Source organism: Bacteroides sp. A1C1 (genome assembly GCF_004328515.1).
Classification (GTDB): Bacteria; Bacteroidota; Bacteroidia; order Bacteroidales; family Bacteroidaceae; genus Bacteroides; species Bacteroides uniformis.
Genome location: NZ_CP036491.1, coordinates 3,339,069 through 3,360,926 on the forward strand (window position 1 = coordinate 3,339,069; position 21,858 = coordinate 3,360,926).

19 protein-coding genes are annotated in these 21,858 nt (G+C 47.7%); 12 read left to right on the top strand and 7 right to left on the bottom strand.

Going from position 1 to position 21,858, the window contains the following annotated elements:
- The first annotated feature begins 90 nt into the window (after positions 1–90).
- The 5 genes from EYA81_RS13705 (at position 91) to EYA81_RS13720 (ending at position 4,965) form a co-directional block, all read left to right on the top strand.
- Positions 91–1,395: an alpha-L-fucosidase gene (locus EYA81_RS13705; RefSeq protein ID WP_117974543.1), complete on the top strand. Its 1,305-nt coding sequence runs from the start codon at positions 91–93 to the stop codon at positions 1,393–1,395.
- A 141-nt stretch (positions 1,396–1,536) separates the two neighbouring features.
- Complete coding sequence (locus EYA81_RS13710; RefSeq protein ID WP_117965136.1) at positions 1,537–2,232, top strand: zinc metallopeptidase; 696 nt, start codon at positions 1,537–1,539, stop codon at positions 2,230–2,232.
- 256 nt (positions 2,233–2,488) lie between these two features.
- On the top strand, positions 2,489–3,850 hold the full coding sequence (gene hisS / locus EYA81_RS13715) for a histidine--tRNA ligase (protein WP_131225917.1): 1,362 nt from the start codon (positions 2,489–2,491) through the stop codon (positions 3,848–3,850).
- 146 nt (positions 3,851–3,996) lie between these two features.
- Entirely contained in the window at positions 3,997–4,155 is a 159-nt protein-coding gene (locus EYA81_RS19255; RefSeq protein WP_165491391.1) for a hypothetical protein, read from the top strand.
- A 48-nt stretch (positions 4,156–4,203) separates the two neighbouring features.
- The gene (locus tag EYA81_RS13720; protein ID WP_117601579.1) at positions 4,204–4,965 is read left to right on the top strand and encodes an EFR1 family ferrodoxin; all 762 of its coding nucleotides are present in this window, start codon (positions 4,204–4,206) and stop codon (positions 4,963–4,965) included.
- Here the strand turns inward: EYA81_RS13720 and EYA81_RS13725 are convergent.
- Complete coding sequence (locus EYA81_RS13725; RefSeq protein ID WP_131225918.1) at positions 4,935–5,789, bottom strand: bile acid:sodium symporter family protein; 855 nt, start codon at positions 5,787–5,789, stop codon at positions 4,935–4,937. The genes EYA81_RS13720 and EYA81_RS13725 overlap by 31 nt on opposite strands.
- Before the next feature lie 182 nt (positions 5,790–5,971).
- Here EYA81_RS13725 and EYA81_RS13730 point away from each other — a divergent pair, with 182 nt between their 5' ends.
- The 4 genes from EYA81_RS13730 to EYA81_RS13745 all read left to right on the top strand — a co-directional run bounded on the left by EYA81_RS13730 (position 5,972) and on the right by EYA81_RS13745 (position 9,567).
- A complete protein-coding gene (locus EYA81_RS13730) occupies positions 5,972–6,244 on the top strand; it encodes a co-chaperone GroES (RefSeq protein ID WP_004290132.1) in 273 nt (90 codons plus the stop codon).
- 37 nt (positions 6,245–6,281) lie between these two features.
- Positions 6,282–7,919 carry a chaperonin GroEL gene (gene groL / locus EYA81_RS13735; protein WP_016273163.1) on the top strand — a complete coding sequence of 546 codons (1,638 nt, stop codon included), beginning with the start codon at positions 6,282–6,284 and terminating at the stop codon, positions 7,917–7,919.
- A gap of 253 nt (positions 7,920–8,172) precedes the next feature.
- On the top strand, positions 8,173–8,391 hold the full coding sequence (locus tag EYA81_RS13740) for a winged helix-turn-helix domain-containing protein (protein ID WP_117601577.1): 219 nt from the start codon (positions 8,173–8,175) through the stop codon (positions 8,389–8,391).
- A 156-nt stretch (positions 8,392–8,547) separates the two neighbouring features.
- On the top strand, positions 8,548–9,567 hold the full coding sequence (locus EYA81_RS13745; protein WP_117601576.1) for a low specificity L-threonine aldolase: 1,020 nt from the start codon (positions 8,548–8,550) through the stop codon (positions 9,565–9,567).
- A gap of 170 nt (positions 9,568–9,737) precedes the next feature.
- On the opposite strand, the gene EYA81_RS13750 is transcribed toward EYA81_RS13745, so the two are convergent.
- Positions 9,738–12,248, bottom strand: a complete 2,511-nt coding sequence (locus EYA81_RS13750) for a glycoside hydrolase family 9 protein (RefSeq protein ID WP_117601575.1) — start codon at positions 12,246–12,248, stop codon at positions 9,738–9,740.
- A gap of 308 nt (positions 12,249–12,556) precedes the next feature.
- Here EYA81_RS13750 and EYA81_RS13755 point away from each other — a divergent pair, with 308 nt between their 5' ends.
- Positions 12,557–13,525 carry a DnaJ C-terminal domain-containing protein gene (locus tag EYA81_RS13755; protein WP_117601574.1) on the top strand — a complete coding sequence of 323 codons (969 nt, stop codon included), beginning with the start codon at positions 12,557–12,559 and terminating at the stop codon, positions 13,523–13,525.
- Between the two features lie 17 nt (positions 13,526–13,542).
- Positions 13,543–13,836 (top strand): chaperone modulator CbpM, encoded by a 294-nt coding sequence (locus EYA81_RS13760; RefSeq protein WP_009036538.1) that lies wholly within the window; start codon positions 13,543–13,545, stop codon positions 13,834–13,836.
- 135 nt (positions 13,837–13,971) lie between these two features.
- Here the strand turns inward: EYA81_RS13760 and EYA81_RS13765 are convergent, their stop codons facing one another.
- The 4 genes from EYA81_RS13765 to EYA81_RS13780 are packed head-to-tail and all read right to left on the bottom strand — an operon-like array spanning position 13,972 to position 18,442.
- Positions 13,972–15,678 (bottom strand): acyl-CoA dehydrogenase family protein, encoded by a 1,707-nt coding sequence (locus tag EYA81_RS13765; protein WP_117601573.1) that lies wholly within the window; start codon positions 15,676–15,678, stop codon positions 13,972–13,974.
- A gap of 10 nt (positions 15,679–15,688) precedes the next feature.
- Positions 15,689–16,510: an energy transducer TonB gene (locus tag EYA81_RS13770; RefSeq protein ID WP_117601572.1), complete on the bottom strand. Its 822-nt coding sequence runs from the start codon at positions 16,508–16,510 to the stop codon at positions 15,689–15,691.
- 14 nt (positions 16,511–16,524) lie between these two features.
- Positions 16,525–17,544 carry an electron transfer flavoprotein subunit alpha/FixB family protein gene (locus tag EYA81_RS13775; RefSeq protein ID WP_117601571.1) on the bottom strand — a complete coding sequence of 340 codons (1,020 nt, stop codon included), beginning with the start codon at positions 17,542–17,544 and terminating at the stop codon, positions 16,525–16,527.
- 4 nt (positions 17,545–17,548) lie between these two features.
- The gene (locus EYA81_RS13780; protein ID WP_117601570.1) at positions 17,549–18,442 is read right to left on the bottom strand and encodes an electron transfer flavoprotein subunit beta/FixA family protein; all 894 of its coding nucleotides are present in this window, start codon (positions 18,440–18,442) and stop codon (positions 17,549–17,551) included.
- A gap of 336 nt (positions 18,443–18,778) precedes the next feature.
- Here EYA81_RS13780 and EYA81_RS13785 point away from each other — a divergent pair, with 336 nt between their 5' ends.
- Entirely contained in the window at positions 18,779–20,539 is a 1,761-nt protein-coding gene (locus tag EYA81_RS13785; protein ID WP_117965120.1) for a 1-deoxy-D-xylulose-5-phosphate synthase, read from the top strand.
- A 44-nt stretch (positions 20,540–20,583) separates the two neighbouring features.
- On the opposite strand, the gene EYA81_RS13790 is transcribed toward EYA81_RS13785, so the two are convergent.
- Complete coding sequence (locus EYA81_RS13790; RefSeq protein WP_061411214.1) at positions 20,584–21,783, bottom strand: aminopeptidase C; 1,200 nt, start codon at positions 21,781–21,783, stop codon at positions 20,584–20,586.
- Positions 21,784–21,858 lie beyond the last annotated feature (75 nt).

The window sequence follows — 21,858 nt, forward strand, 5'->3', positions numbered from 1 at the left end:
ATAACCTTAGGCACGGATTACACGGATTTCGCGGCTTCATCTGAAGAACCGTGGGTGTCCGGATAATCCGTGCCTTTTTTATTTATTGCCATGAAAACACGTCTTTTGTCTTTTTTACTGCTGTTGCTCCTTGTGCCCTCCGCACAGTCGCAGACTTATCAGCCGACGGAGGAAAATCTGAAATCCCGTCAGGAGTTTCGTGACAACCGATTCGGTATCTTCCTGCATTGGGGGATATACAGCATGCTGGCTACTGGAGAATGGACCATGACGAACAAGAACCTTAATTATAAGGAGTATGCCAAACTGGCGGGAGGCTTCTATCCTGCCAAGTTCGATGCCGCCAGATGGGTGTCAGCCATCAAAGCGTCCGGGGCAAAGTATATCTGCTTCACGTCCCGGCATCACGATGGCTTTTCCATGTTCCACACACGCTTTTCCGATTACAATATTGTGGATGCCACCCCTTTTAAGCGGGATATTCTGAAAGAATTGGCAGACGAGTGCCACAAGCAAGGTATCCGTCTGCATCTCTACTATTCGCACATTGACTGGTATCGCGAAGATGCTCCGTGGGGACGCACCGGACGTGGAACGGGACGGCCGAATCCGAAGGGCGACTGGAACAGCTACTATAAATTCATGAACAACCAGCTGACCGAGTTGCTCACTAATTATGGAAAAATAGGTGCCATCTGGTTTGATGGCTGGTGGGACCAGGACCAGAATCCGGATTTCGATTGGCAACTGCCCGGGCAATATGCCATGATACACCGCCTGCAACCGGCTTGCCTGGTTGGGAACAACCATCATCAAGCACCGTTTGTCGGCGAGGACATCCAGATATTCGAGCGCGATCTGCCGGGAGAGAACCGTGCCGGCCTTTCCGGGCAGGATATCAGCGCCTTGCCCCTTGAAACCTGCGAGACGATGAATGGAATGTGGGGATATAAGATTACGGACCAGGATTATAAATCCACCAAAACGCTGATACATTACCTGGTGAAGGCTGCGGGTAAAGATGCCAATCTGCTGATGAATATCGGTCCTCAGCCGGACGGTGAGCTGCCTGCTGTTGCATTGGAGCGTCTGGCAGAAGTAGGGGAATGGATGAAGGTATACGGTGAAACCATCTACGGAACCCGTGGCGGCTGCATTGCTCCGCATCCTTGGGGAGTCACTACACAAAGAGAAAATAAATTATACGTGCATATTCTCGAATTGCAGGATAAGGCTCTCTTCCTGCCGTTGGAAGGCAAGAAAGTGAGGAAGGCAGTGGGGTATGCCGACCGTCTTCCAGTGAAGTTCCGTAAGTGTGAAGGAGGGGTGATGCTTTACTTGCCGGAGGTTCCGACGGATATCGATAAAGTGATAGAGGTGGAGATTGAAAAATAAATTATAAATCAGAAATCTTTAATTCTTCCTAAAAGATAAAGGAAACGCTGGCATTGCTCACCGTTTCCTTTTATTTTTGGCAGACTATTTGTTATACAATAAGAAACGACTGATTTATTCACAATTTAAAGAAAGAAAATTATGGGAACAGGAATGATAGGAATGCAATGGATTATTTTTATCGGTATTGCCGTCGTCAGCTGGCTGGTACAGATGAATCTTCAGAACAAATTCAAGAAGTACTCTAAAATCCCTACCGGCAACGGAATGACGGGAGCAGACGTGGCCTTGAAGATGCTGCACGATAATGGCATCTACGATGTGACTGTGACGCATACTCCTGGACATCTGACCGACCATTATAATCCTGCCAATAAGACAGTAAACCTGAGTGAGAGTGTTTATAGCAGTAACAGCATCATGGCTGCTGCCGTTGCAGCCCACGAATGTGGCCACGCTGTGCAGCATGCGTGTGCATACGCTCCGTTGACAATGCGCAGCAAACTGGTGCCGGTAGTCTCTTTCGCCTCACAGTGGATGACGTGGCTGCTGCTGGCAGGTATTTTGATGCTGAACTCCTTCCCGCAACTGTTACTGGCGGGTATTATACTGTTTGCGTTGACTACTTTGTTCAGCTTCATCACCTTGCCGGTGGAAATCAATGCAAGTAAGCGTGCGCTGGTATGGCTTAGCAATTCCGGCATTACAAATTCATATAATCATGCACAAGCGGAAGATGCACTGCGTTCGGCTGCCTATACGTATGTAGTGGCTGCTCTCGGTTCGCTTGCTACCTTGATTTATTATATCATGATATTCTTGGGACGCAGAGATTAAGTATATGATGCAGACATAAAAACAGACCATCTGTTCCATACGGACAGATGGTCTGTTTGCTTTAGATGGATAGTCTGTTTATATCAAACAGCTCATCTGTTGTGTATTATTCAACCTTTTCTGTAAAGGTGTAAGTTCAAAGCTTGTTTTTGTCACTTTTATACTGCAGTAATGGCATAAAGATAAACATTCTCTTTTCTCAATCAATAAAATACTGTAACTTTGTCGTCCGATTTTTAAAATGATTGAACTGATTATGGCTGCAAAACCAAGTATTCCGAAAGGAACCCGTGACTTCTCGCCCGTAGAAATGGCGAAGCGTAACTATATATTCAATACGATTCGTGAAGTGTATCACCTCTATGGCTTCCAGCAGATAGAAACGCCCTCAATGGAAATGCTTTCTACCTTGATGGGGAAGTATGGTGAGGAAGGTGACAAGCTCTTGTTCAAAATACAGAATTCTGGTGATTATTTCTCCGGACTTACGGACGAAGAACTGTTGAGCCGTAATGCAGTGAAGCTTGCCAGTAAGTTCTGCGAGAAAGGTTTGCGCTATGACCTCACAGTACCTTTTGCCCGTTACGTGGTGATGCACCGCGATGAAATAACTTTCCCTTTCAAACGTTATCAGATACAACCCGTGTGGCGTGCCGACCGTCCGCAGAAAGGGCGTTATCGTGAATTCTATCAATGCGATGCCGACGTGGTAGGCAGCGATTCCTTGCTGAGCGAAGTGGAACTGATGCAGATTGTAGATACGGTATTTACCCGCTTCGGCATCTGTGTTTGTATCAAGATTAACAACCGCAAGATATTGAGTGGCATTGCCGAAATCATCGGTGAGTCTGACAAGATTGTGGATATTACTGTGGCCATCGATAAGTTGGATAAGATAGGTCTAGATAATGTCAATGCCGAGTTGAAAGAGAAAGGCATCAGTGACGAGGCTATCGCTAAACTGCAACCTATCATTTTGTTGAGCGGAAGTAATGAAGAGAAACTCGCAACTCTGAAGGAGGTCCTTGCTGCCAGCGAGACTGGACTGAAAGGTGTGGAGGAAAGTGAATTTATCCTTTCCACTTTGAAGAATCTCGGCTTAAAGAATGAAATCGAGTTGGACTTGACATTGGCTCGTGGCTTGAATTACTATACCGGCGCCATCTTCGAAGTAAAGGCGCTTGATGTGCAAATCGGCAGTATCACCGGTGGAGGACGTTACGACAATTTGACGGGTGTATTCGGCATGTCCGGTGTCAGTGGTGTAGGCATCTCGTTCGGTGCAGACCGCATCTTTGATGTGCTGAATCAGCTCGACCTTTATCCGAAAGAAGCAGTGAATGGTACTCAGCTGTTGTTTATCAACTTTGGTGAGAAAGAAGCTGCATTCTCCATGAATGTACTTGCCGGGGTTCGTGCGGCAGGTATTCGTGCCGAGATTTTTCCCGATGCAAGCAAGATGAAGAAGCAGATGGGGTATGCGAACTCTAAAGCCATTCCGTTTGTGGCTTTGGTAGGGGAGAATGAGATGAATGAGGGTAAGGTGACATTGAAAAACATGGAGACCGGTGAGCAGAAAATGGTCACTCCCCAAGAGTTGGTTAGCGAACTGAAATAATAAAAACTGAAATACATTTAAAAAGGAGCATAAAGTTGCTCCTTTTTTTGTATATTTATGGCACGAATATAAGTATTTGTAATAGTGGCGTAGGAGAAATGAAACATCCTGCATTTATCTTTGTACTGACAAAAAAGGAGGTTCTTATGGTTTCTGTTGAGCTTAAGCAAGAAAAACACAATGCCCTCGTCAGTTTCCTGATGATTGTCATAGCGGTATTGTTCCTGCTCTATATGGGCAGTTCATTAGTGCATTCTACAAAAGCGTTCTGGGAAAATTATTCCATAGAAGAGCTGCTGGAATAGAAGGAATTCAAGTCAAATCACTACCTTTGTCGGCAAAACATACTGCCGATGATACTTTATTTTACCGCAACCGGAAACTCACACTGGATTGCAGAATTGCTTGCAGAGGCTACGCATGATACTGCCGTCAGCATTGTTGATTGCCTTAAGCAAGGCCTGATACCCGCAGAGCTGTCAAAAGCTGACAGAGTGGGTATTGTTTTTCCGGTGCACTCATGGTATGCCCCCCGTGTCTTGATTGATTTTTTGTCGCAGCTCCGGTTGCCGGACTGCCGTTATCGTTATGCCGTGTGTACATGCGGGGACGATGTGGGAAAGGGAATGAACCGTCTGGCGGAGCATTTTCCGTTGGATGCTGCTTGGTCTGTTGCAATGCCTAATACCTACGTACCGATGTTCGACTTGGACGATGAGGCGCTTTGTCGTAAGAAGATAGAGAATGCACGGCTTGCCATTACTTCAATTGTGGAGGATGTCATTGCACGGAAGAAGGCTTGGAACGTGCATGAAGGCGGTGCTGCCTGGCTGAAAACGTATGTAGTGAATCCTTTGTTTGTACGTTTCATCATTGGTAGCAAGGGATTTCATGTAGATGAAGGCTGTATCTCTTGCGGAATATGCAGTAAATCTTGTCCGGTAGGTAATATCCGGTTGGTGGATGGGCGTCCGGTGTGGGGAAAGCACTGCATTCATTGTATGGCTTGTTTGCATTTTTGCCCCCGGAAAGTGATACAGTATGGAAAAGCGACACAGAAGAAGGGAAGATACCGGTTGGGAGATTATCTTTGTCGCTTTACCACTCCCACATAAATCAGCAGAATAACATTCATTACCAGTGCGTAGATAATGGCAGGTATTGCAATAATGTCATTGTTGAATACAAACGGGCTACTGGCAACGGCAATTGCCTGTGCGGCATTTTGCATACCGATTTCTATAATGAGTGTACGTTGTTCTTTTCGGTTGAGGTACATGGACTTCGATAGCAGTACGCCGCCTCCTATAGCCAGCAGGATAAGAACGGAGATGCAGATTCCTAGTTTGCCGAATTGGTCGGTGATGGTGGAATGGTGCTGTATGAAGAAGATAGTCGCCAGCAGGATAAGTGCGGGAAAAGCTATCTTCGACAATGTCTTATGAATCCTTTCTGCCATTTGCGGACGGTAACGCTTTGTGAGTATACCGGCTACAATGGGAAGGAGCATCAGGGCCAGGTTCTGTATGATGAGGCTGCCTATAGGGAGATGGACGTCTATGTTCAGATTGTTGTCTACATAGTGTGTGGCGGATTCCATAATCATGGGGATGGTGAATAATGTGATAATACTGCTGCATGCCGTCAGTGACACGGACAATGCTACGTCTCCTTTAGCTATCATGGAGAAGATGTTGGATGAACTGCCACCTGGCGAGCAGGCTATGAGCATGATGCCGATAAAAAACAAAGGTTCGAGCTGGAAGACATGTCCTAAAGCAAATGCCAGCGTCGGCAGTAGGATAATTTGACCTGCCAGTCCGGCAATGATGGGGCGGGGGCGTTTGCGGAACAGTTTAAAGTCTTCGGTTTGTAATGTCAGTCCCAGTTCAAACATCAATAAGGTAAGAATGGGGAGGACTATCCATATTGCATTCATAAGTCAAATCATTTTGGAGGCTGCAAAGATAGCAAATCTTGTTTATACTTTGTCATTTTGTCAGTCTTTGTCTGCCAAACAAACAGCTTGTCGGTTTGGCACGGTTTTCGTAAGTTGTTTATTGCTTGTTTAAAGCGAAATTACTATTATAATAAATGTATAACATATAAAACAAAAAGACTATGAACATTAAACCATTAGCAGACAGAGTGCTGATACTCCCTGCACCTGCAGAAGAAAAGACAATTGGCGGTATCATTATTCCTGATACAGCGAAAGAGAAACCTTTGAAAGGTGAAGTTATTGCAGTAGGCAACGGAACAAAAGACGAAGAAATGGTGTTGAAGGTTGGTGACACAGTGTTGTATGGCAAGTATGCTGGTACTGAACTGGAAGTTGAAGGAACCAAGTACCTCATCATGCGTCAAAGCGATGTGCTCGCTGTTTTGGGATAATTTTTAATTAGTAAACCGTTAAATAGTAAATAAAATTATGGCAAAAGAAATATTATTCAATATCGATGCCCGCGACCAATTGAAGAAAGGTATCGACACACTGGCAAATGCAGTGAAAGTAACCCTCGGCCCTAAAGGTCGTAACGTTATCATCGAAAAGAAATTCGGTGCTCCCCACATCACGAAAGATGGTGTAACGGTAGCTAAAGAAGTTGAGTTGGCAGACGCATATCAGAATACCGGCGCACAGCTGGTAAAGGAAGTTGCTTCCAAGACCGGTGATGATGCAGGTGATGGTACTACAACCGCTACTGTTTTGGCTCAGGCCATCGTCGCCGAAGGCTTGAAGAACGTGACTGCCGGTGCCAGCCCGATGGATATCAAACGCGGTATCGACAAGGCTGTTGCCAAAGTGGTTGATTCTATCAAAGGACAGGCAGAGAAAGTGGGTGACAATTATGACAAGATTGAACAAGTTGCTTCTGTTTCTGCCAACAATGACCCCGTTATCGGTAAGCTGATTGCAGACGCTATGCGCAAAGTTTCCAAAGACGGTGTCATCACTATCGAAGAGGCCAAGGGTACTGATACTACTATCGGTGTGGTTGAAGGTATGCAGTTCGACCGTGGCTACCTCTCTGCTTACTTCGTTACCAACACGGAGAAGATGGAGTGCGAAATGGAGAAACCGTACATCCTGATTTATGATAAAAAGATTTCCAACTTGAAAGACTTCCTGCCTATTCTTGAACCGGCAGTACAGACCGGTCGTCCTTTGCTGGTTATTGCAGAAGATGTGGATAGCGAAGCGCTGACAACTTTGGTTGTAAACCGTCTGCGTTCTCAGTTGAAGATTTGTGCAGTGAAGGCTCCGGGCTTCGGTGACCGTCGCAAGGAAATGTTGGAAGATATTGCAGTGCTGACCGGTGGTGTTGTCATCAGCGAGGAAAAAGGTCTGAAGCTGGAACAAGCTACTATCGAAATGTTGGGTACTGCCGACAAGGTAACTGTTTCCAAGGATAATACAACTATTGTAAACGGTGCCGGTGATAAAGAAAACATCAAGGAACGTTGCGAGCAAATCAAGGCTCAGATTGTATCTACGAAATCTGATTATGACAAGGAAAAACTGCAGGAACGTCTGGCCAAGTTGTCTGGCGGTGTAGCTGTTCTTTATGTAGGTGCTGCTTCTGAGGTTGAAATGAAGGAAAAGAAAGACCGTGTAGACGATGCGCTTCGTGCTACCCGTGCCGCTATCGAAGAAGGTATTGTTCCAGGTGGTGGTGTAGCCTATATCCGTGCATTGGATGCTCTGGAAGGCTTTAAGGGTGACAATGTAGATGAAACAACCGGTATTGACATCATCAAACGTGCTATTGAAGAACCGTTGCGCCAGATTGTTGCCAACGCTGGTAAAGAAGGTGCTGTTGTTGTACAGAAAGTGCGTGAAGGCAAGGCAGACTTTGGTTACAATGCTCGTACAGATGTTTATGAAAACCTGCATGCAGCTGGTGTGGTAGATCCTGCCAAGGTTACTCGTGTGGCTCTTGAGAATGCCGCTTCTATTGCAGGCATGTTCTTGACTACAGAATGTGTAATCGTAGAGAAGAAAGAGGATAAGCCCGAAATGCCGATGGGTGCTCCCGGAATGGGCGGCATGGGTGGAATGATGTAAGACTTTTCCCCTGATTGCTTAATCAAATAGAAGAACCGCAGTGTCTTTTTGATAGATACTGCGGTTTTTTGTTTCATTTTCCTTCTTGATTATCAATAAAAAGAGTGTAATATTACAAAAGTGTTGCAAAAACGGTTCATTTTTATATCTTTTGTTCGTTTTTGTTGTTAGTTAAATAAAAAATCATATCTTTACCCTTTGTAAAGATAACCTAATCAACAAGAGCTATTAACCTTTTTAATTAAAGAGAAAAATGAACAAAAGCGAAATTGGACTAAATGCTGGGAAAGTTTGGCAGTTGCTTAGCGATTATACCAGATGGAGCTACGATTCTTTAAAGAGGAAGTCCAGACTGAAGGACAAGGAATTGGGAGCCGCATTGGGGTGGCTTGCCCGTGAGGACAAGATTGAAATTCATCAGGAAGAAGATGAACTTTATGTTTCACTAGGGGTAAATGTTTATATCGGATAAAGGGAACCGAGTGAATGGATTGATTGAGGGGCACAGATTTCATAGTGCGGAAGCATTTTCTGCCGGGGGGATGAAATCTGTGCTCCTTTGTTTTTTCATGTTGCAGAATATTCTTTCCTTTGCACATTCTTTTCAATGAACAAAAACAGAATGACTATGAGAAGTTTTGCTTCAGACAATAATTCAGGCGTACATCCGCTGGTAATGGAGGCGCTGAACCGGGCCAACCGTGACCATGCTGTTGGTTATGGGGATGATCCTTGGACAGAGGAGGCTGTCCGTAAAATAAGGGAAGCGTTTACGCCGGATTGCGAACCGTTGTTCGTATTCAACGGTACGGGCAGTAATGCGGTGGCTTTGCAGCTGTGTACCCGCCCTTATAATTCCATTATTTGTGCAGAGACTGCACATATCTATGTCGATGAATGCGGTGCGCCTGCCCGCATGACAGGTTGTCAGATTCGTCCTATAGCTACCCCTGACGGCAAGCTGACGCCCGATTTAGTCCGTCCTTATTTGTGCCATTTCGGCGAACAGCATCATTCGCAGCCCGGAGCCATCTATATTTCGCAATGTTCGGAGCTGGGCACTGTCTATAAGCCAGACGAATTGCGGGCTTTGACGGATTTGGCCCATCGGCATGGCATGTATGTCCATATGGACGGAGCCCGTCTGGCAAATGCTTGTGCAGCCTTGAATCTTGGCTTTAGGGAACTGACAGTGGATTGCGGGATAGATATCCTCAGTTTCGGTGGTACGAAAAATGGACTGATGTTGGGAGAAAGCGTGGTTGTCTTTAACCCAGCCTTAAAGAAGGAAGCTTATTTTGTGCGCAAGCAGTCGGCACAGCTCGCATCCAAGCTCCGCTATCTGTCCTGCCAGTTCACTGCTTACCTGACGGACAGCCTTTGGCTGAAAAATGCCGCGCATGCCAATCGTATGGCAAAGATTCTTTACGACGGATTGAAGGAGTTGCCAGGTGTGCATTTTACGCAGAAGGTGGAAAGTAACCAGCTTTTCCTTACGATGCCCCGTCCGGTGATTGACGAGCTGTTGAAGGAGTATTTCTTCTACTTCTGGGATGAGGCCATCCACGAAATCCGTTTTGTAACCTCTTTTGATACTACGGAAGAAGATATCGAGCAATTGCTGCAATCGGTAAAAAGGCTTCTCTGAAATATATAAAAGCTCCTAACCTTCACAGGCTGGGAGCTTACTTCGAAACTTTCCCCTCTTGGGGTAGGGGAAGGTTTACTGAAAACAAACCGATTGAATATTTACCTTAAATACCTTTGCACGATAACTTTTTTAACTAACCTTTTCAATAAATCCTTGTTAGAGTATGCTTATATACCGATAGCCTCGCGGACCGGTACAAAAGTATAGCCTTTTCGTTTCAGCGTCTTAATCATCTTGTCCAGATAGCCATTATAGAACTTGTCTGTGCGGCGGTCGTCCGTTCCGAAGTGTATCAGCATTAGGTGTCCGTTCAGACCTTCTTTCTTTTCCACCTCCATAATCTTGTCGTAGATGAATTTGCTGCTCCGGTACTTCTGTCCCATGTCCGGAGTGGTGTAGTCGGCATTGCTCATGGTACCAGGGGTATAGTTGATGACTTGAATACCCATATTCTTTGCCCAGGCGGATATTTCCTTGTTATAGTATTCGTAAGGAGGAATATAGACGGGAGCGTCTTTGTATTCGATACTTGCCTTACGGAGGGTCTCGTAGCTTCTCATCATATCGTTCTCAAACTCTTCGCGGGTGACCAGCAGAGAATCACGGTCTTCCCAAGGCATGTACAACAGATGTCCGTAACTGTGGCTGCCTACAAAATGCCCTTCGTCGAGCAGGCGTTTCACTACATCGGGATAGAGTTCATAGAACTCTCCGGTAAAGAAGAAGCCACCTTTGATGCCATGCTTCTTCAAGGTGCTGATGATGGCATCGGCACCGTCTGCTTTGTCGGCGGCAGTGAATACGAGGGTGATTTGCTTTTTTGAGGGATCGGTGCGGATAATGCCTCCGTCCACATATACATTCTTGTCATTTGGGATACCGGCTTGCTTCATTCCATCCTTCTGCATGGCAGAGAGGTAGTACGTGAGGCAGGCGGTTCCGTCCATGGTAGGCTCATTGGTGGAATAGTCGTGGATGGCGTCGTGATATACCATCAGGTCTGGCTGGAAGCGTTCGTAGTCTTGTCCGGGAGTTCCGGGAATTCCCGTCATATTGACACCGCGCAGGCTTTCGAAGATGGTACGATAGACAGGACCGTCCACCAGTCCGCCGGTAGTATTGCCCACGCCTGCATTCAGCAGTGAGGAGTGGGGTTGCGAGGGATAGTCTCCGTAAAGGGGAAGTTCCACAATCATGCTGGTTCCCCAAGGGTTACAGCCGAACAGCCAGTCGCGCAGGGAGGCTTCCATTTCGGCGTATGTGTCATCGCCGGTGGTTTCACGGTACAGCCGGCATTGGGTTAGCATGGCGGTAGTCAGATTGTTGGAACACCAGATGTAGGGTATACCGTGCAGGAAGGGGCTTTCTACCGCTTTCTCGTACGTGCGTTCAATGCCCGTACGCATGTTGCGGATGAATTCCTTGCTGATGCGGCTGTTGTCCACTTTGGCAAGATGGTAGTGCCCCATGTTCATGAACGGATACCATTGGTAGTGGCGTGCACTGTCGGCGCCCATCCAAGGAGTCACCGGTTCGCGACGTCCGTATTCAAGGGCTTGGGCCAGGTATTTGTTGTCGCCGGTGGCTTTGTACAGTTCCATGGCTCCCAGTTCCATATCGTCCACCCAGTTGTCCTCTTCGTAAATGTAGGGAGACAAGACAGAGGCAGTCTGGCATGCTCCCGGTTTCTTTACGCCTTCCTGATAGGCGGCATCGGCCTTGGCTTCGATTTCTGCTGCAAATTTAGGATAGTAGTCTTTCAGTATCTTGGCGCCTAAAGCGAAGCAGGAGGCAAACTTGCCGGCAGTGCTTGCCACTCCGGTCGTTGCGTTCTTGAACTCTCCACGTACTTGCGGTTCGCCACTGCAAAAGTAAACGGGGCGTCCCTTGCCCGGTCCGTAGCCGTAGTCCACCAGGTCTTTGTTAGGTAGGCGCATTCCGGCATGGTCACGGTCGTCGGCTATCTGGTTGTACAGCTCGCCCGGAGCAGGATTCATCCGGTTCAGCCAGTCCAGTCCCCACTTGATTTCGTCCACGATGTCGGGAATGCCGTTGGCTCCCGGATGTCCGGCTGCATCATAGGCGTCACCGAATGATTCCGGATTTTCCTGATAGGCAAACATCATCTGGTAGATGGCATTGGCGGAGGTGGTGGTGTATTGCAGATAGTCCGTAGCATCGTGCCAGCCTCCGCGGACGTCTATATGTTGTCCGGTTTTGGTGGGATGATAGACGATGTAGCCGTCGTGCACGTGGCAGCTGTCTTTCAGGAACGGATTATAGCCGCAGCGTTGCTGCCGCATGTAGTGCAGCAGGTAGTCTGCGGTACCGTTGTAGACTTGTGCATTGATGGGGAAACGGGGGGAGACCGCTTTGCCTGCTTTCAGATAATACGTGCCCGGTTCTGTGAAATCACTGAAGTTCAACCGGTAGGTACTTTTCATACCTCCCATCTTGCCGGTGGCTTTGGCTGTGTTGAAGGTACGCACCACCTTTCCGGTGAAAGCGTCAATCAATGAATAATTTCCTACGTTTGTTCCTTCCTCGCTCATGAATACAGCGACTTTGACGGATTGCGGCAAATAGCCGAGTTGGTTGATTCTGATCCATTCGCCTGCTTTGCCCGGCAGGGCTACGAGAGCGAATATTACCGTTAGGAGCCAATAATTACTTTTCATAATGGGGGTTTTTAATCTAAGGTTGGGGATTATATATAAAACAAATTTTCCTTATTACAAATAAAGTATTTTCTGTCAATTTTAGGAAGATTTAGGATGAATAATTAGACGATATTAGGTGTCGTTTACACTATTTTGGTGTTTTATAGACGTGAAATAAGTGTTTGGTTGAAACTAAATGTTTGTTTATCACGTAATTATTATGCTTGATGATGCTTTTTAATTTTCGTTTACCTATTTTAGTAATGCGTAAAACAAATTGGCGTGTTATTTGTTTTATGGTATTTAGACAATAAAACTAATAGACTATGGCTTATATTGATTACTATCAGGTCCTTGGAGTGGACAAAAAGGCATCTCAGGATGACATCAAGAAAGCGTTCCGCAAGTTGGCGCGCAAGTACCATCCTGACTTGAATCCGAACGATGCTACGGCCAAGGATAAGTTTCAGGCTATCAACGAGGCGAATGAGGTGCTGAGTGATCCTGAAAAGAGAAAGAAATATGATGAATATGGTGAACACTGGAAACATGCCGACGAGTTTGAGGCGCAGAAGCGGGCACAGCAGCAAGCCGGGGGCTTCGGGGGATTTGGCGGTTCCGGTTTTGGAGGTTCCGGTGCGGGATTTGGTACGGACGGAGGCGGTACGTATTGGTATTCTTCCGACGGTCAGGAATTTTCGGGCAGTAATGCCGGTGGTTTCTCAGACTTCTTCGAACAGATGTTCGGTCATCGTACGCGCGGCGGAGGCGGTGCCAATGCCGGTTTCCGCGGGCAGGATTATCATGCGGATTTGAACCTATCGCTTCGTGAGGCTGCGAAGACCCATAAACAGATATTGACGGTGAATGGTAAGCAAGTGCGTATTACCATTCCGGCCGGTGTGGCCAACGGACAGGTCATCAAACTGAAAGGCTATGGTGGCGAGGGTATCAACGGAGGTCCTGCTGGTGACTTGTACATCACGTTTGTGATTCCGGATGACTCGGTATTCAAGCGTTTGGGAGATGATTTGTATGTAGATGTGACCGTTGACCTTTATACAGCCCTGCTGGGTGGCGACCAGTTAGTGGATACTTTGGATGGTCAGGTGAAGCTGAAGGTGAAACCCGAAACCCAGAACGGGACTAAGGTACGTCTGAAGGGCAAGGGCTTTCCCGTATATAAGAAGGAGGGACAGTTTGGCGATCTCATCGTGACTTATTCCGTGAAGTTGCCGACGAATCTGACGGAACAGCAGAAAGAGATGTTCCGTAAAATTAAGGGTATGAACTAATGAAAGGAGAACGGAGTATGCAGAACGAATGGATTGTCATCAGCGAATATTGTGACAAGTGTCATATAGAGCCCACTTTTATTGATATGTTGTGCGAAAGTGGGCTGATAGATGTGGAGCAGGAAGGTGGAGAACGTTATCTTCCTTTCTCCGAGTTGCCGGATGTGGAACGGTACAGCCGTATGTACTACGACCTTTCTATCAATATGGAAGGGATTGATGCCATCCATCATCTGCTGGCAAGGATGGAAGAGATGCAGCGGGAGATACACTCGCTGCGCGGCAGGCTGAGGCTGCACGGAGAGTATTAATTTTCCTTTCGTCTCTTTGAGAGCTTTTGTCCCTTTAAGAAGGAGCAAGCAGGAAATTTTTCAGAAAAAACAAGCGGGCATCGGAGAGTTTAGCTACTCCGGTGCCCGCTATATTTGTCTTGTCAAGCAATGCGTTTATTTGCGGTAGCTTTCCAGCTCTTCTGCTTTGAACTTACGGATGAAGTTAAAGTGTTTTTCCACTTCGGCTTCTGCATAGTTCACATACACCAGAGCCGATTTGCCGAACAGTTCGGGAGCCTTTGTCGCATCCTGGATGATGAGATGCGACATGATACATACCGCAGCCATCTCATAGAGGCGACGTGCCACGAAGTCCAGCAATTCCTGATTCTGTGCCTCTTTCACCGCATTGGTGCAGGCTTCGAACTTGTTGGTCATCTCTTTGATGCGGTCCATCAACGGTTGCATTTCTTCGCTGCACGGCACTTGCTCGTAGTCGCGCAAGGTGGCAGAGTATGAGCCGTTTGTTACATAGCGGATAGCAGCTACGGTCTGCAACTGAGTAGTACCTTCGTAGATAGAAGTAATACGTGCATCACGATAGATACGTTGGCAAGCATACTCCAGCATGAAGCCCGAACCGCCGTGAATCTGAATACTGTCGTAAGCATTCTGATTGGCATATTCAGAGTTCATACCTTTGGCCAGCGGAGTGAAGGCGTCGGCAAGTTTGGCATACTTCTTTTGTTCCTGGCGTTCTTCCGGAGTCAGTTTACGTTCGCGGGCGATGTCGTCCAGCGCTTTGTAGATGTCCACGTAGCGGGAAGTCTGGTACAGCAAGGAACGTCCTGCATCCAACTTAGCTTTCATAATAGCCAGCATGTCATATACAGCAGGCAATTCGATGATGGCCTTGCCGAACTGCTTGCGGTCTTTGGCATAAGCCAGACCTTCGTTGTAGGCAGCTTGTGAAAGACCTACTGACTGTGCGGCAATACCCAGACGGGCACCGTTCATCAAAGCCATAACGTATTTAATCAAACCAAGCTTGCGGTCGCCGCAGAGCTCTGCCTTTGCATTCTTGTAAACCAGTTCGCAGGTGGGAGAGCCGTGGATACCCAGCTTGTTCTCGATGCGGCGCACGTCTACACCGCCTTCATTCTTGTCGTAGATGAACATGGACAAGCCACGTCCGTCTTTCGTTCCTTCTTCTGAACGTGCCAGTACGAGGTGGAGATTGGCATCACCGTTAGTGATGAAACGCTTCACACCGTTCAGGCGCCAGCAGTTGTTGGCCTCGTCATAGGTCGCTTTCAGCATTACGCTCTGTAAGTCGGAACCGGCATCCGGTTCTGTCAGGTCCATAGACATGGTTTCTCCGGCACAGACACGTGGTATAAAACGGCTGTGCTGGTCTTCGTTACCGAATTCGTAGAGCGTTTCGATGCAGTCTTGCAGTGACCAGATGTTACCGAAACCGGCATCGGCGGCGGCAACGATTTCCGCACACATGGTGTACGGAGTAATCGGGAAGTTCAAGCCACCGAAACGGCGCGGCATGGTCATACCGTTCAAGCCAGCTTTTACCATGGCGTCGAGGTTCTGCTTAGTGCCGCTGGCATATTCCACGCGGCCGTTGGCACAGTGGGGACCTTCTTCGTCCACGCCTTCGGCATTGGGAGCAATAATCTCTCCGGTAATCTCTCCGGTGATTTCAAGTACCTTGTCAAAAGAGTCCATAGCGTCCGCATAGTCCTGCGGAGCATAGTCATACTTGTCTTTGTCTTGGTAACCGCGTTCTTTCAGTTCGCAGATACGTTCCATCATCGAGTTGTTCAGATGATACTTCAATTCGGGAACTTCGGTATAAAAATTTGCCATAATTTCTTGGTTATTTAGGTATTCTGAAGTATAGGGGCATTGTGAATTTCACTCGCTTGGCCTCTCCGTCCTGATAGCCGGGCGACCAACGGTAGACGTCGGCAATGGCCTTGAAAGCACGTATGGCTTCTTTATCGATGTCATAGCGCACGGACTGGAGGATTTTTGGATAGGTCATCTTGCCTTCTTCGTCTACAACAAACTGCAGGATTACCCTTCCTTCTGCCTTTTGCTTCCAGGCGTCTTCCGGATATTTGGTAACATTGGCCACCAGTTTCATGAGGTTCTCTATTCCTCCGGGGAAGGATGGAAATACGAAATACGGCTGATGTGCCATTTCAGTTCCGTGCTTGTCGAACATCTTTCCATCGGTGCACTGATTCTCTGAATAGTGTTCCTTTCTACGAAGTTTTCCATCGGGATAGTATTGCAGGAGTGTTCCGTCAAGTTTCCCATCACTGTAGCTCCGGGCCAGATGTATGGCACCGTCGGGATAATACACCATGGTTTGCCCCTCCAAGCGATTGTCTCTATATACTTCTGTCAGGCTGTCCTTGCCGTTTGCATAGAATGATGTATGCAAGCCTTCCCTTATCCTTTTGCGGGGATTGCTTTTGTATTCGGAGAAATGCCAGACATCCTTCTTTTGTCCTTCCAAAGCATACTCTTCCACCTTGATGCACTTTTTGTTTATCTTGGAAACAAGAGCATACCTGACTGCTTGGATGGAGTCGTCCGTCCATTGGTAATTCTTGTCCAACCAGAGTTTCTCTTGAGCGATAGCGGAAGATATACCTGAAAGAAGAACAAATATAAGAATCAGCCCTTTCATGATTACCTTTATTGTTATTTACTGTGTGATTTATAATATTTTATCATCTTCGGGATAACCTCTTCCACCGTACCGTTGATGACGTAGTCGGCAATCGTATTGATGGGAGCGTTCTCGTCATTGTTGATGGAGATGATAATACCACTTTCCTGCATACCGGCAATGTGCTGGATTTGTCCGCTGATGCCGCAAGCAATATACAGTTTGGGGCGGACAGTGACACCGGTCTGGCCAATCTGGCGGTCATGGTCGGCATAACCGGCATCGACGGCAGCACGGCTGGCGCCTACCTCAGCATGGAGTTCTTTGGCAAGCTCGAACAACATGTCAAAACCTTCCTTGCTTCCCATGCCGTAGCCTCCGGCAATCACGATGGGAGCGCCTTTCAGGTTATGTTTTGCCTTTTCTACGTGGCGGTCGATGACTTTTACCACATAGTCCGTCTCGGGCACGTACTTGGCAACGTCGTGGTTGATGACTTCGCCCTTATAGTCAGCGTCCAGTATCTCTTTCTTCATCACACCTTCGCGAACGGTTGCCATCTGCGGGCGGTGTTCGGGATTCACAATCGTGGCAACGATGTTACCGCCGAATGCGGGACGGATTTGATACAGTAGGTTCTCGTAGGTCTTACCTTCCTTCTTGTCTTCGTGGTTGCCGATTTCCAGTGAGGTACAGTCGGCGGTCAGTCCGCTGGTCAAAGCGGAAGAAACGCGCGGACCGAGGTCGCGACCGATAACGGTGGCGCCCATCAGACAGATTTGCGGCTTTTCTTCTTTGAACAAGTTGATGAGGACAGAGGAGTGGGGAAGGGAAGTATAGGGGAACAAGCCCGGAGCGTCGAATACGTGGAGTTTGTCTACTCCGTAGGGTAATACTTGCTTTTCAATGCCTGCCAGATTGCTTCCGGCAGCAACTGCCTCCAGTTGGCAGCCCAACTGATTGGCTAATTTACGACCTTTGGTCAAGAGTTCGAGACTGACGTCGGCAACTGTTGTGCCTTCTATCTCTAAATATACAAATACATTATTCATAATCTTATCCTATCGTATGGTTGGCTAACAGTTCAACAATCAAATCTTCCACATCCTTGTCGCTGCCCGTCAGCGTTTTGCTTTCTTTGGCTTGGAATGAGATGTTCTGAATGGTCTTCACCTTGGTAGGAGAGCCGCTCAGACCGCATTGTGCAAGGTCGCCGTTCACGTCGGCAACGCTCCATTCCGTGATGTTCAGATAGGGATATTTCTCGTAGAGGTCGGCGTAGGCAAGCTCAGCGCCTTCCTTGGTGATGGCAGCTTTTTCCTGGGCACCGAGGGCGCGTTTGTACTTCTGCACCAGTTTGGCATTGCGTGGGCGGCAGGGGGCGGCACTTCCGTTTACGGTGATGACGATGGGCAGGGGAGCCTCAACGGTTTCCACACCACCGTCGATATGACGTTTCACGGTAATCTTCTTGGCAGCTTTGTCCACGTTCAGAATCTCTTCTGCGTAGGTCACTTGCGTCAGTCCCAGTTTTTCGGCAACTTGCGGACCTACTTGGGCGGTATCACCGTCGATGGCCTGGCGTCCGCCGATGATGACGTCATAGTCGCCTATCTTCTTGATGGCTGTGGCAAGGGCATACGAAGTGGCAAGTGTATCGGCACCTGCAAAAGCGCGGTCAGTCAGCAGATAGCCGTTGTCGGCACCACGGTAAAGTCCTTCACGAATAACTTCGGCTGCACGTCCCGGTCCCATGGTCAGGATGGTAACGGTGGAGCCCGGATGTTCATCTTTCAGTCGGAGAGCCTGTTCAAGAGCGTTCAGATCCTCGGGGTTGAAGATGGCAGGGAGTGCCGCGCGGTTGATGGTTCCGTCGGCTTTCATGGCATCTTTCCCAACGTTGCGTGTGTCGGGAACTTGTTTTGCCAATACAACAATTTTCAAACTCATGCTATTAATTATTAGTATTAGTATTTCTTTGTATGTCAGTGCCGGGAATAGGAGTAGTAGAATCCTGCTACTGAAATTGGCCGGTTAACTCATTATCAGCCTGCAAATTTACGGAAAGAGTTGGGTTTGACAAGAAAATGGGGTGAAAAATGCACAAGTTGAGGGATTTTGCGCAAATATCAGTTGGCTCTATATCTGTAAAAAAGGTAATAAAACCGGTAATTTATCTACCTTTCCGTTCCCGTTTCCTCTGTACTTTTGCAGCGTCCGGATGAGGCCTGCACGACGGGCGGCATCGGATAAACAAGTATCGCTACTTAAATGCTATTATAGAATATGTATATTGAAAAAGTAAATTCCCCTGCTGACGTGAAAAAGTTATCAGTCAGCGAAATGAACGGATTGGGTGGAGAAATCCGCCAGGTGTTGTTAAACAAGTTGAGCTCCCACGGAGGACACGTAGGTCCCAACCTGGGAATGGTAGAAGCCACCATAGCCCTGCATTACGTGTTCGATTCACCAACGGACAAGATAGTTTATGACGTGTCCCATCAAAGTTATACCCATAAGATATTGACAGGCCGCCGGGCAGCGTTTATGAATGCGGACGAGTATGACGAAGTCTCCGGATATTCCGAACCGTCGGAAAGCGAGCACGACTTCTTCGTCATCGGGCATACCTCTACCTCCGTCAGTCTGGCAAGCGGGCTTGCCAAGGCGCGTGACTTGAAGGGGGAGACGGGTAATGTGATTGCCGTCATCGGCGATGGCTCGCTAAGTGGTGGCGAAGCCTTCGAAGGATTGAATGTAGGTGCCGAACTGGGCACGAACTTCATCGTCATTGTCAACGACAACCAGATGTCCATTGCCGAGAATCATGGCGGGCTATACCGCAATCTGCAACAGTTGCGCGAAACGGAGGGTCAGGCTCCCTGCAACTATTTTAAGGCAATGGGATATGATTATCTCTATGTGAAGGATGGCAATGACGTGGAGCAATTGATAGAGGCTTTCCGTGAAGTGAAGGACAAGAAGCATCCGGTTGTGGTACATATCAATACCTTGAAAGGTAAGGGATACAAATTGGCGGAAGAGCAGAAAGAACGTTTCCATTACAGTGTTCCGTTCGACCTTGAGACCGGCAATCTGACCGGTGAGCCTGGGAAGGGTGAAGACTATGCCGACCTTACCGCCGGTTATCTGTTGCAGGAGATGAAGAAAGACCCGACTGTGGTGGGTATCACCGCAGGTACACCTACGGTATTTGGCTTTACACCGGAGCGCCGCAAAGAGGCAGGGCGGCAGTTCATTGATATGGGCATTGCCGAAGAGCAGGCTGTTGCCATGGCTTCTGCCATTGCTGCCGGAGGTGGAAAACCGGTATTCGGGGTTTACAGCACCTTTATCCAGCGCGCCTACGACCAGTTGTCCCAGGATCTTTGCATCAACAATAATCCTGCACTGATTCTTGTCTTCTGGGGAAGCTTGTCGAGTATGAATGACGTTACCCATCTTTGTCTTTTCGATATTCCGGTTATCGGCAATATTCCGAATATGGTTTATCTGGCACCTACTTGCCGTGAGGAGTATATGGCAATGCTGGAGTGGGGCATCCGTCAGACGGAACATCCGGTTGCCATTCGCGTGCCAGCCAATGGGGTTGTCCGCAGGAATGTAGAACCAGAGAAGGATTACGGCAAGACGCTGAACCGTTATGAGGTGTCCCATCGTGGAGAGAAGGTCGCCATATTGGGACTGGGCTCTTTCTATCAGTTGGGCGAAGCTGTGGCTGCCCGGTTGAAGGAAGAGAAAGGAGTGGATGCCACGCTTGTCAATCCCCGCTACATCACGGGTGTGGACGAGGCTTTGCTCGATGACCTGAAGCTCGACCATACACTGGTCATTACTCTTGAGGACGGAGTGCTGGACGGTGGCTTTGGCGAGAAGATTGCCCGTTACTACGGTCCGTCGGATATGAAGGTACTGAACTATGGTGTGAAGAAAGAGTTTATCGACCGTTACGATGTGGAGGAACAGTTGAAGAAGAACCGGTTGACGGTTCCGCAGATTGTGGAAGATATCTGTAGGATTTGTTAAGAATTGAAAAAGGAGATGCAGTTTGATGCATCTCCTTCTTTTATTTATTTAATACCCAGTTTCTTGGCAATATCCTTAGGTAGTGCATCCTTGTGCACAATGATGTTCATTGTTTTATAGCGCACGAAAGCTTTGGAAGCATACCACAAACCTTTGTACTTTCCGGCTTCACCCCAAGAGTTCTTTACCATATAGTATTCGTTGCCTTCCTGGTCTTTGGCTATACCGTAAATCAGCATACCGTGGTCGTCAGTAGTTTCCCAGTTGTCGTATGCCAGCTGGCGCTCTTCTTGTGTGCACCACTTCTGCGGTTGAGGCTTGCTGTTCAGTTTCTTTTCTTCGGGTTTCATTTTCAGCCAGTGTGCCATGTCAGAACCGCTCAGTTCTTGCACCTTTTCTGCATCGGGCATTACGGCTATACCGTCGCGTGTGAAGCCTTGTTCGCTTACGTCACTACCCCATGCAATGGTGTAACCCTTATTGATAGCGTTGTCAAACACTTCCATCAACTCGTCGATAGGCAAGTTGTAGGAAGAAGCCCAACGCCAGTTGTCTTGTATTTCTAGGACGAACGGCTGGTAGAAGGGATGGTGGGTATAGGAAGTCAGTGAGATATAGTCATCTGCATTCAGTCCGGTAGATTCATAGAAAGACTTCGGAGTATATTCCTTGCCTTTGTAGGTGAACTTCTCGGGACGTTCGCCCAGATAAATATCGTGGATAGCGGTAATGGCTTTCTTCCAGAGCGGGTTCTTGTCTTGGTCTGTTTGCAGGCTGCGGTGTTTTCCCTTGGCAATGGCTGCCACTACGGCATCAGATACGGCTGTCAATTCGGTGTGGTTGCTCAGCGTGTCGCCATACATAACGCCCGGACGCATTTCCTCTTCGGGCACCAGACCGAAAGTTTTCATACCATAAATTACATCGTAGAACGAACCGCCTTGTGAGAACGAAACGTCACCATGTGTACGCACTGCCTTGTCGGCACGGTCCAGATAGGTGTTGTGTACGATAAACATTTCAGAAAAGTCGTATTCGCCTTTGCCCATGCGGAGCAGTTCGGATTCGATGAATGCCAATCCGGAATAGCACCAGCATGTACCGGCGCGGTTCTGGTTCTTAACAGAAGTGATAGGATTTTCTTTTACGGTCGTAAAGATGAAACCTTCCTCTTTCAGAGTGTCTTGTGCTATTGTGTTTAAACTTAATAAACCCAATGCAGCCATCAGTATTGATTTCTTCATCATAATTAAAATGTTATAGATTTATTGTTGCAACTGCAAATATAGGTAGAATATCGTAAACAAAAGCTATCTTTG

What these genes read in the sequence shown, in the direction of transcription:
- EYA81_RS13705 (WP_117974543.1), top strand. Translation starts at nt 91, where the DNA reads ATGAAAACACGTCTTTTGTCTTTTTTACTGCTGTTGCTCCTTGTGCCC.
- EYA81_RS13710 (WP_117965136.1), top strand. Translation starts at nt 1,537, where the DNA reads ATGGGAACAGGAATGATAGGAATGCAATGGATTATTTTTATCGGTATT.
- hisS (WP_131225917.1), top strand. Translation starts at nt 2,489, where the DNA reads ATGGCTGCAAAACCAAGTATTCCGAAAGGAACCCGTGACTTCTCGCCC.
- EYA81_RS19255 (WP_165491391.1), top strand. Translation starts at nt 3,997, where the DNA reads ATGGTTTCTGTTGAGCTTAAGCAAGAAAAACACAATGCCCTCGTCAGT.
- EYA81_RS13720 (WP_117601579.1), top strand. Translation starts at nt 4,204, where the DNA reads ATGATACTTTATTTTACCGCAACCGGAAACTCACACTGGATTGCAGAA.
- EYA81_RS13725 (WP_131225918.1), bottom strand. Translation starts at nt 5,789, where the DNA reads ATGAATGCAATATGGATAGTCCTCCCCATTCTTACCTTATTGATGTTT.
- EYA81_RS13730 (WP_004290132.1), top strand. Translation starts at nt 5,972, where the DNA reads ATGAACATTAAACCATTAGCAGACAGAGTGCTGATACTCCCTGCACCT.
- groL (WP_016273163.1), top strand. Translation starts at nt 6,282, where the DNA reads ATGGCAAAAGAAATATTATTCAATATCGATGCCCGCGACCAATTGAAG.
- EYA81_RS13740 (WP_117601577.1), top strand. Translation starts at nt 8,173, where the DNA reads ATGAACAAAAGCGAAATTGGACTAAATGCTGGGAAAGTTTGGCAGTTG.
- EYA81_RS13745 (WP_117601576.1), top strand. Translation starts at nt 8,548, where the DNA reads ATGAGAAGTTTTGCTTCAGACAATAATTCAGGCGTACATCCGCTGGTA.
- EYA81_RS13750 (WP_117601575.1), bottom strand. Translation starts at nt 12,248, where the DNA reads ATGAAAAGTAATTATTGGCTCCTAACGGTAATATTCGCTCTCGTAGCC.
- EYA81_RS13755 (WP_117601574.1), top strand. Translation starts at nt 12,557, where the DNA reads ATGGCTTATATTGATTACTATCAGGTCCTTGGAGTGGACAAAAAGGCA.
- EYA81_RS13760 (WP_009036538.1), top strand. Translation starts at nt 13,543, where the DNA reads ATGCAGAACGAATGGATTGTCATCAGCGAATATTGTGACAAGTGTCAT.
- EYA81_RS13765 (WP_117601573.1), bottom strand. Translation starts at nt 15,678, where the DNA reads ATGGCAAATTTTTATACCGAAGTTCCCGAATTGAAGTATCATCTGAAC.
- EYA81_RS13770 (WP_117601572.1), bottom strand. Translation starts at nt 16,510, where the DNA reads ATGAAAGGGCTGATTCTTATATTTGTTCTTCTTTCAGGTATATCTTCC.
- EYA81_RS13775 (WP_117601571.1), bottom strand. Translation starts at nt 17,544, where the DNA reads ATGAATAATGTATTTGTATATTTAGAGATAGAAGGCACAACAGTTGCC.
- EYA81_RS13780 (WP_117601570.1), bottom strand. Translation starts at nt 18,442, where the DNA reads ATGAGTTTGAAAATTGTTGTATTGGCAAAACAAGTTCCCGACACACGC.
- EYA81_RS13785 (WP_117965120.1), top strand. Translation starts at nt 18,779, where the DNA reads ATGTATATTGAAAAAGTAAATTCCCCTGCTGACGTGAAAAAGTTATCA.
- EYA81_RS13790 (WP_061411214.1), bottom strand. Translation starts at nt 21,783, where the DNA reads ATGAAGAAATCAATACTGATGGCTGCATTGGGTTTATTAAGTTTAAAC.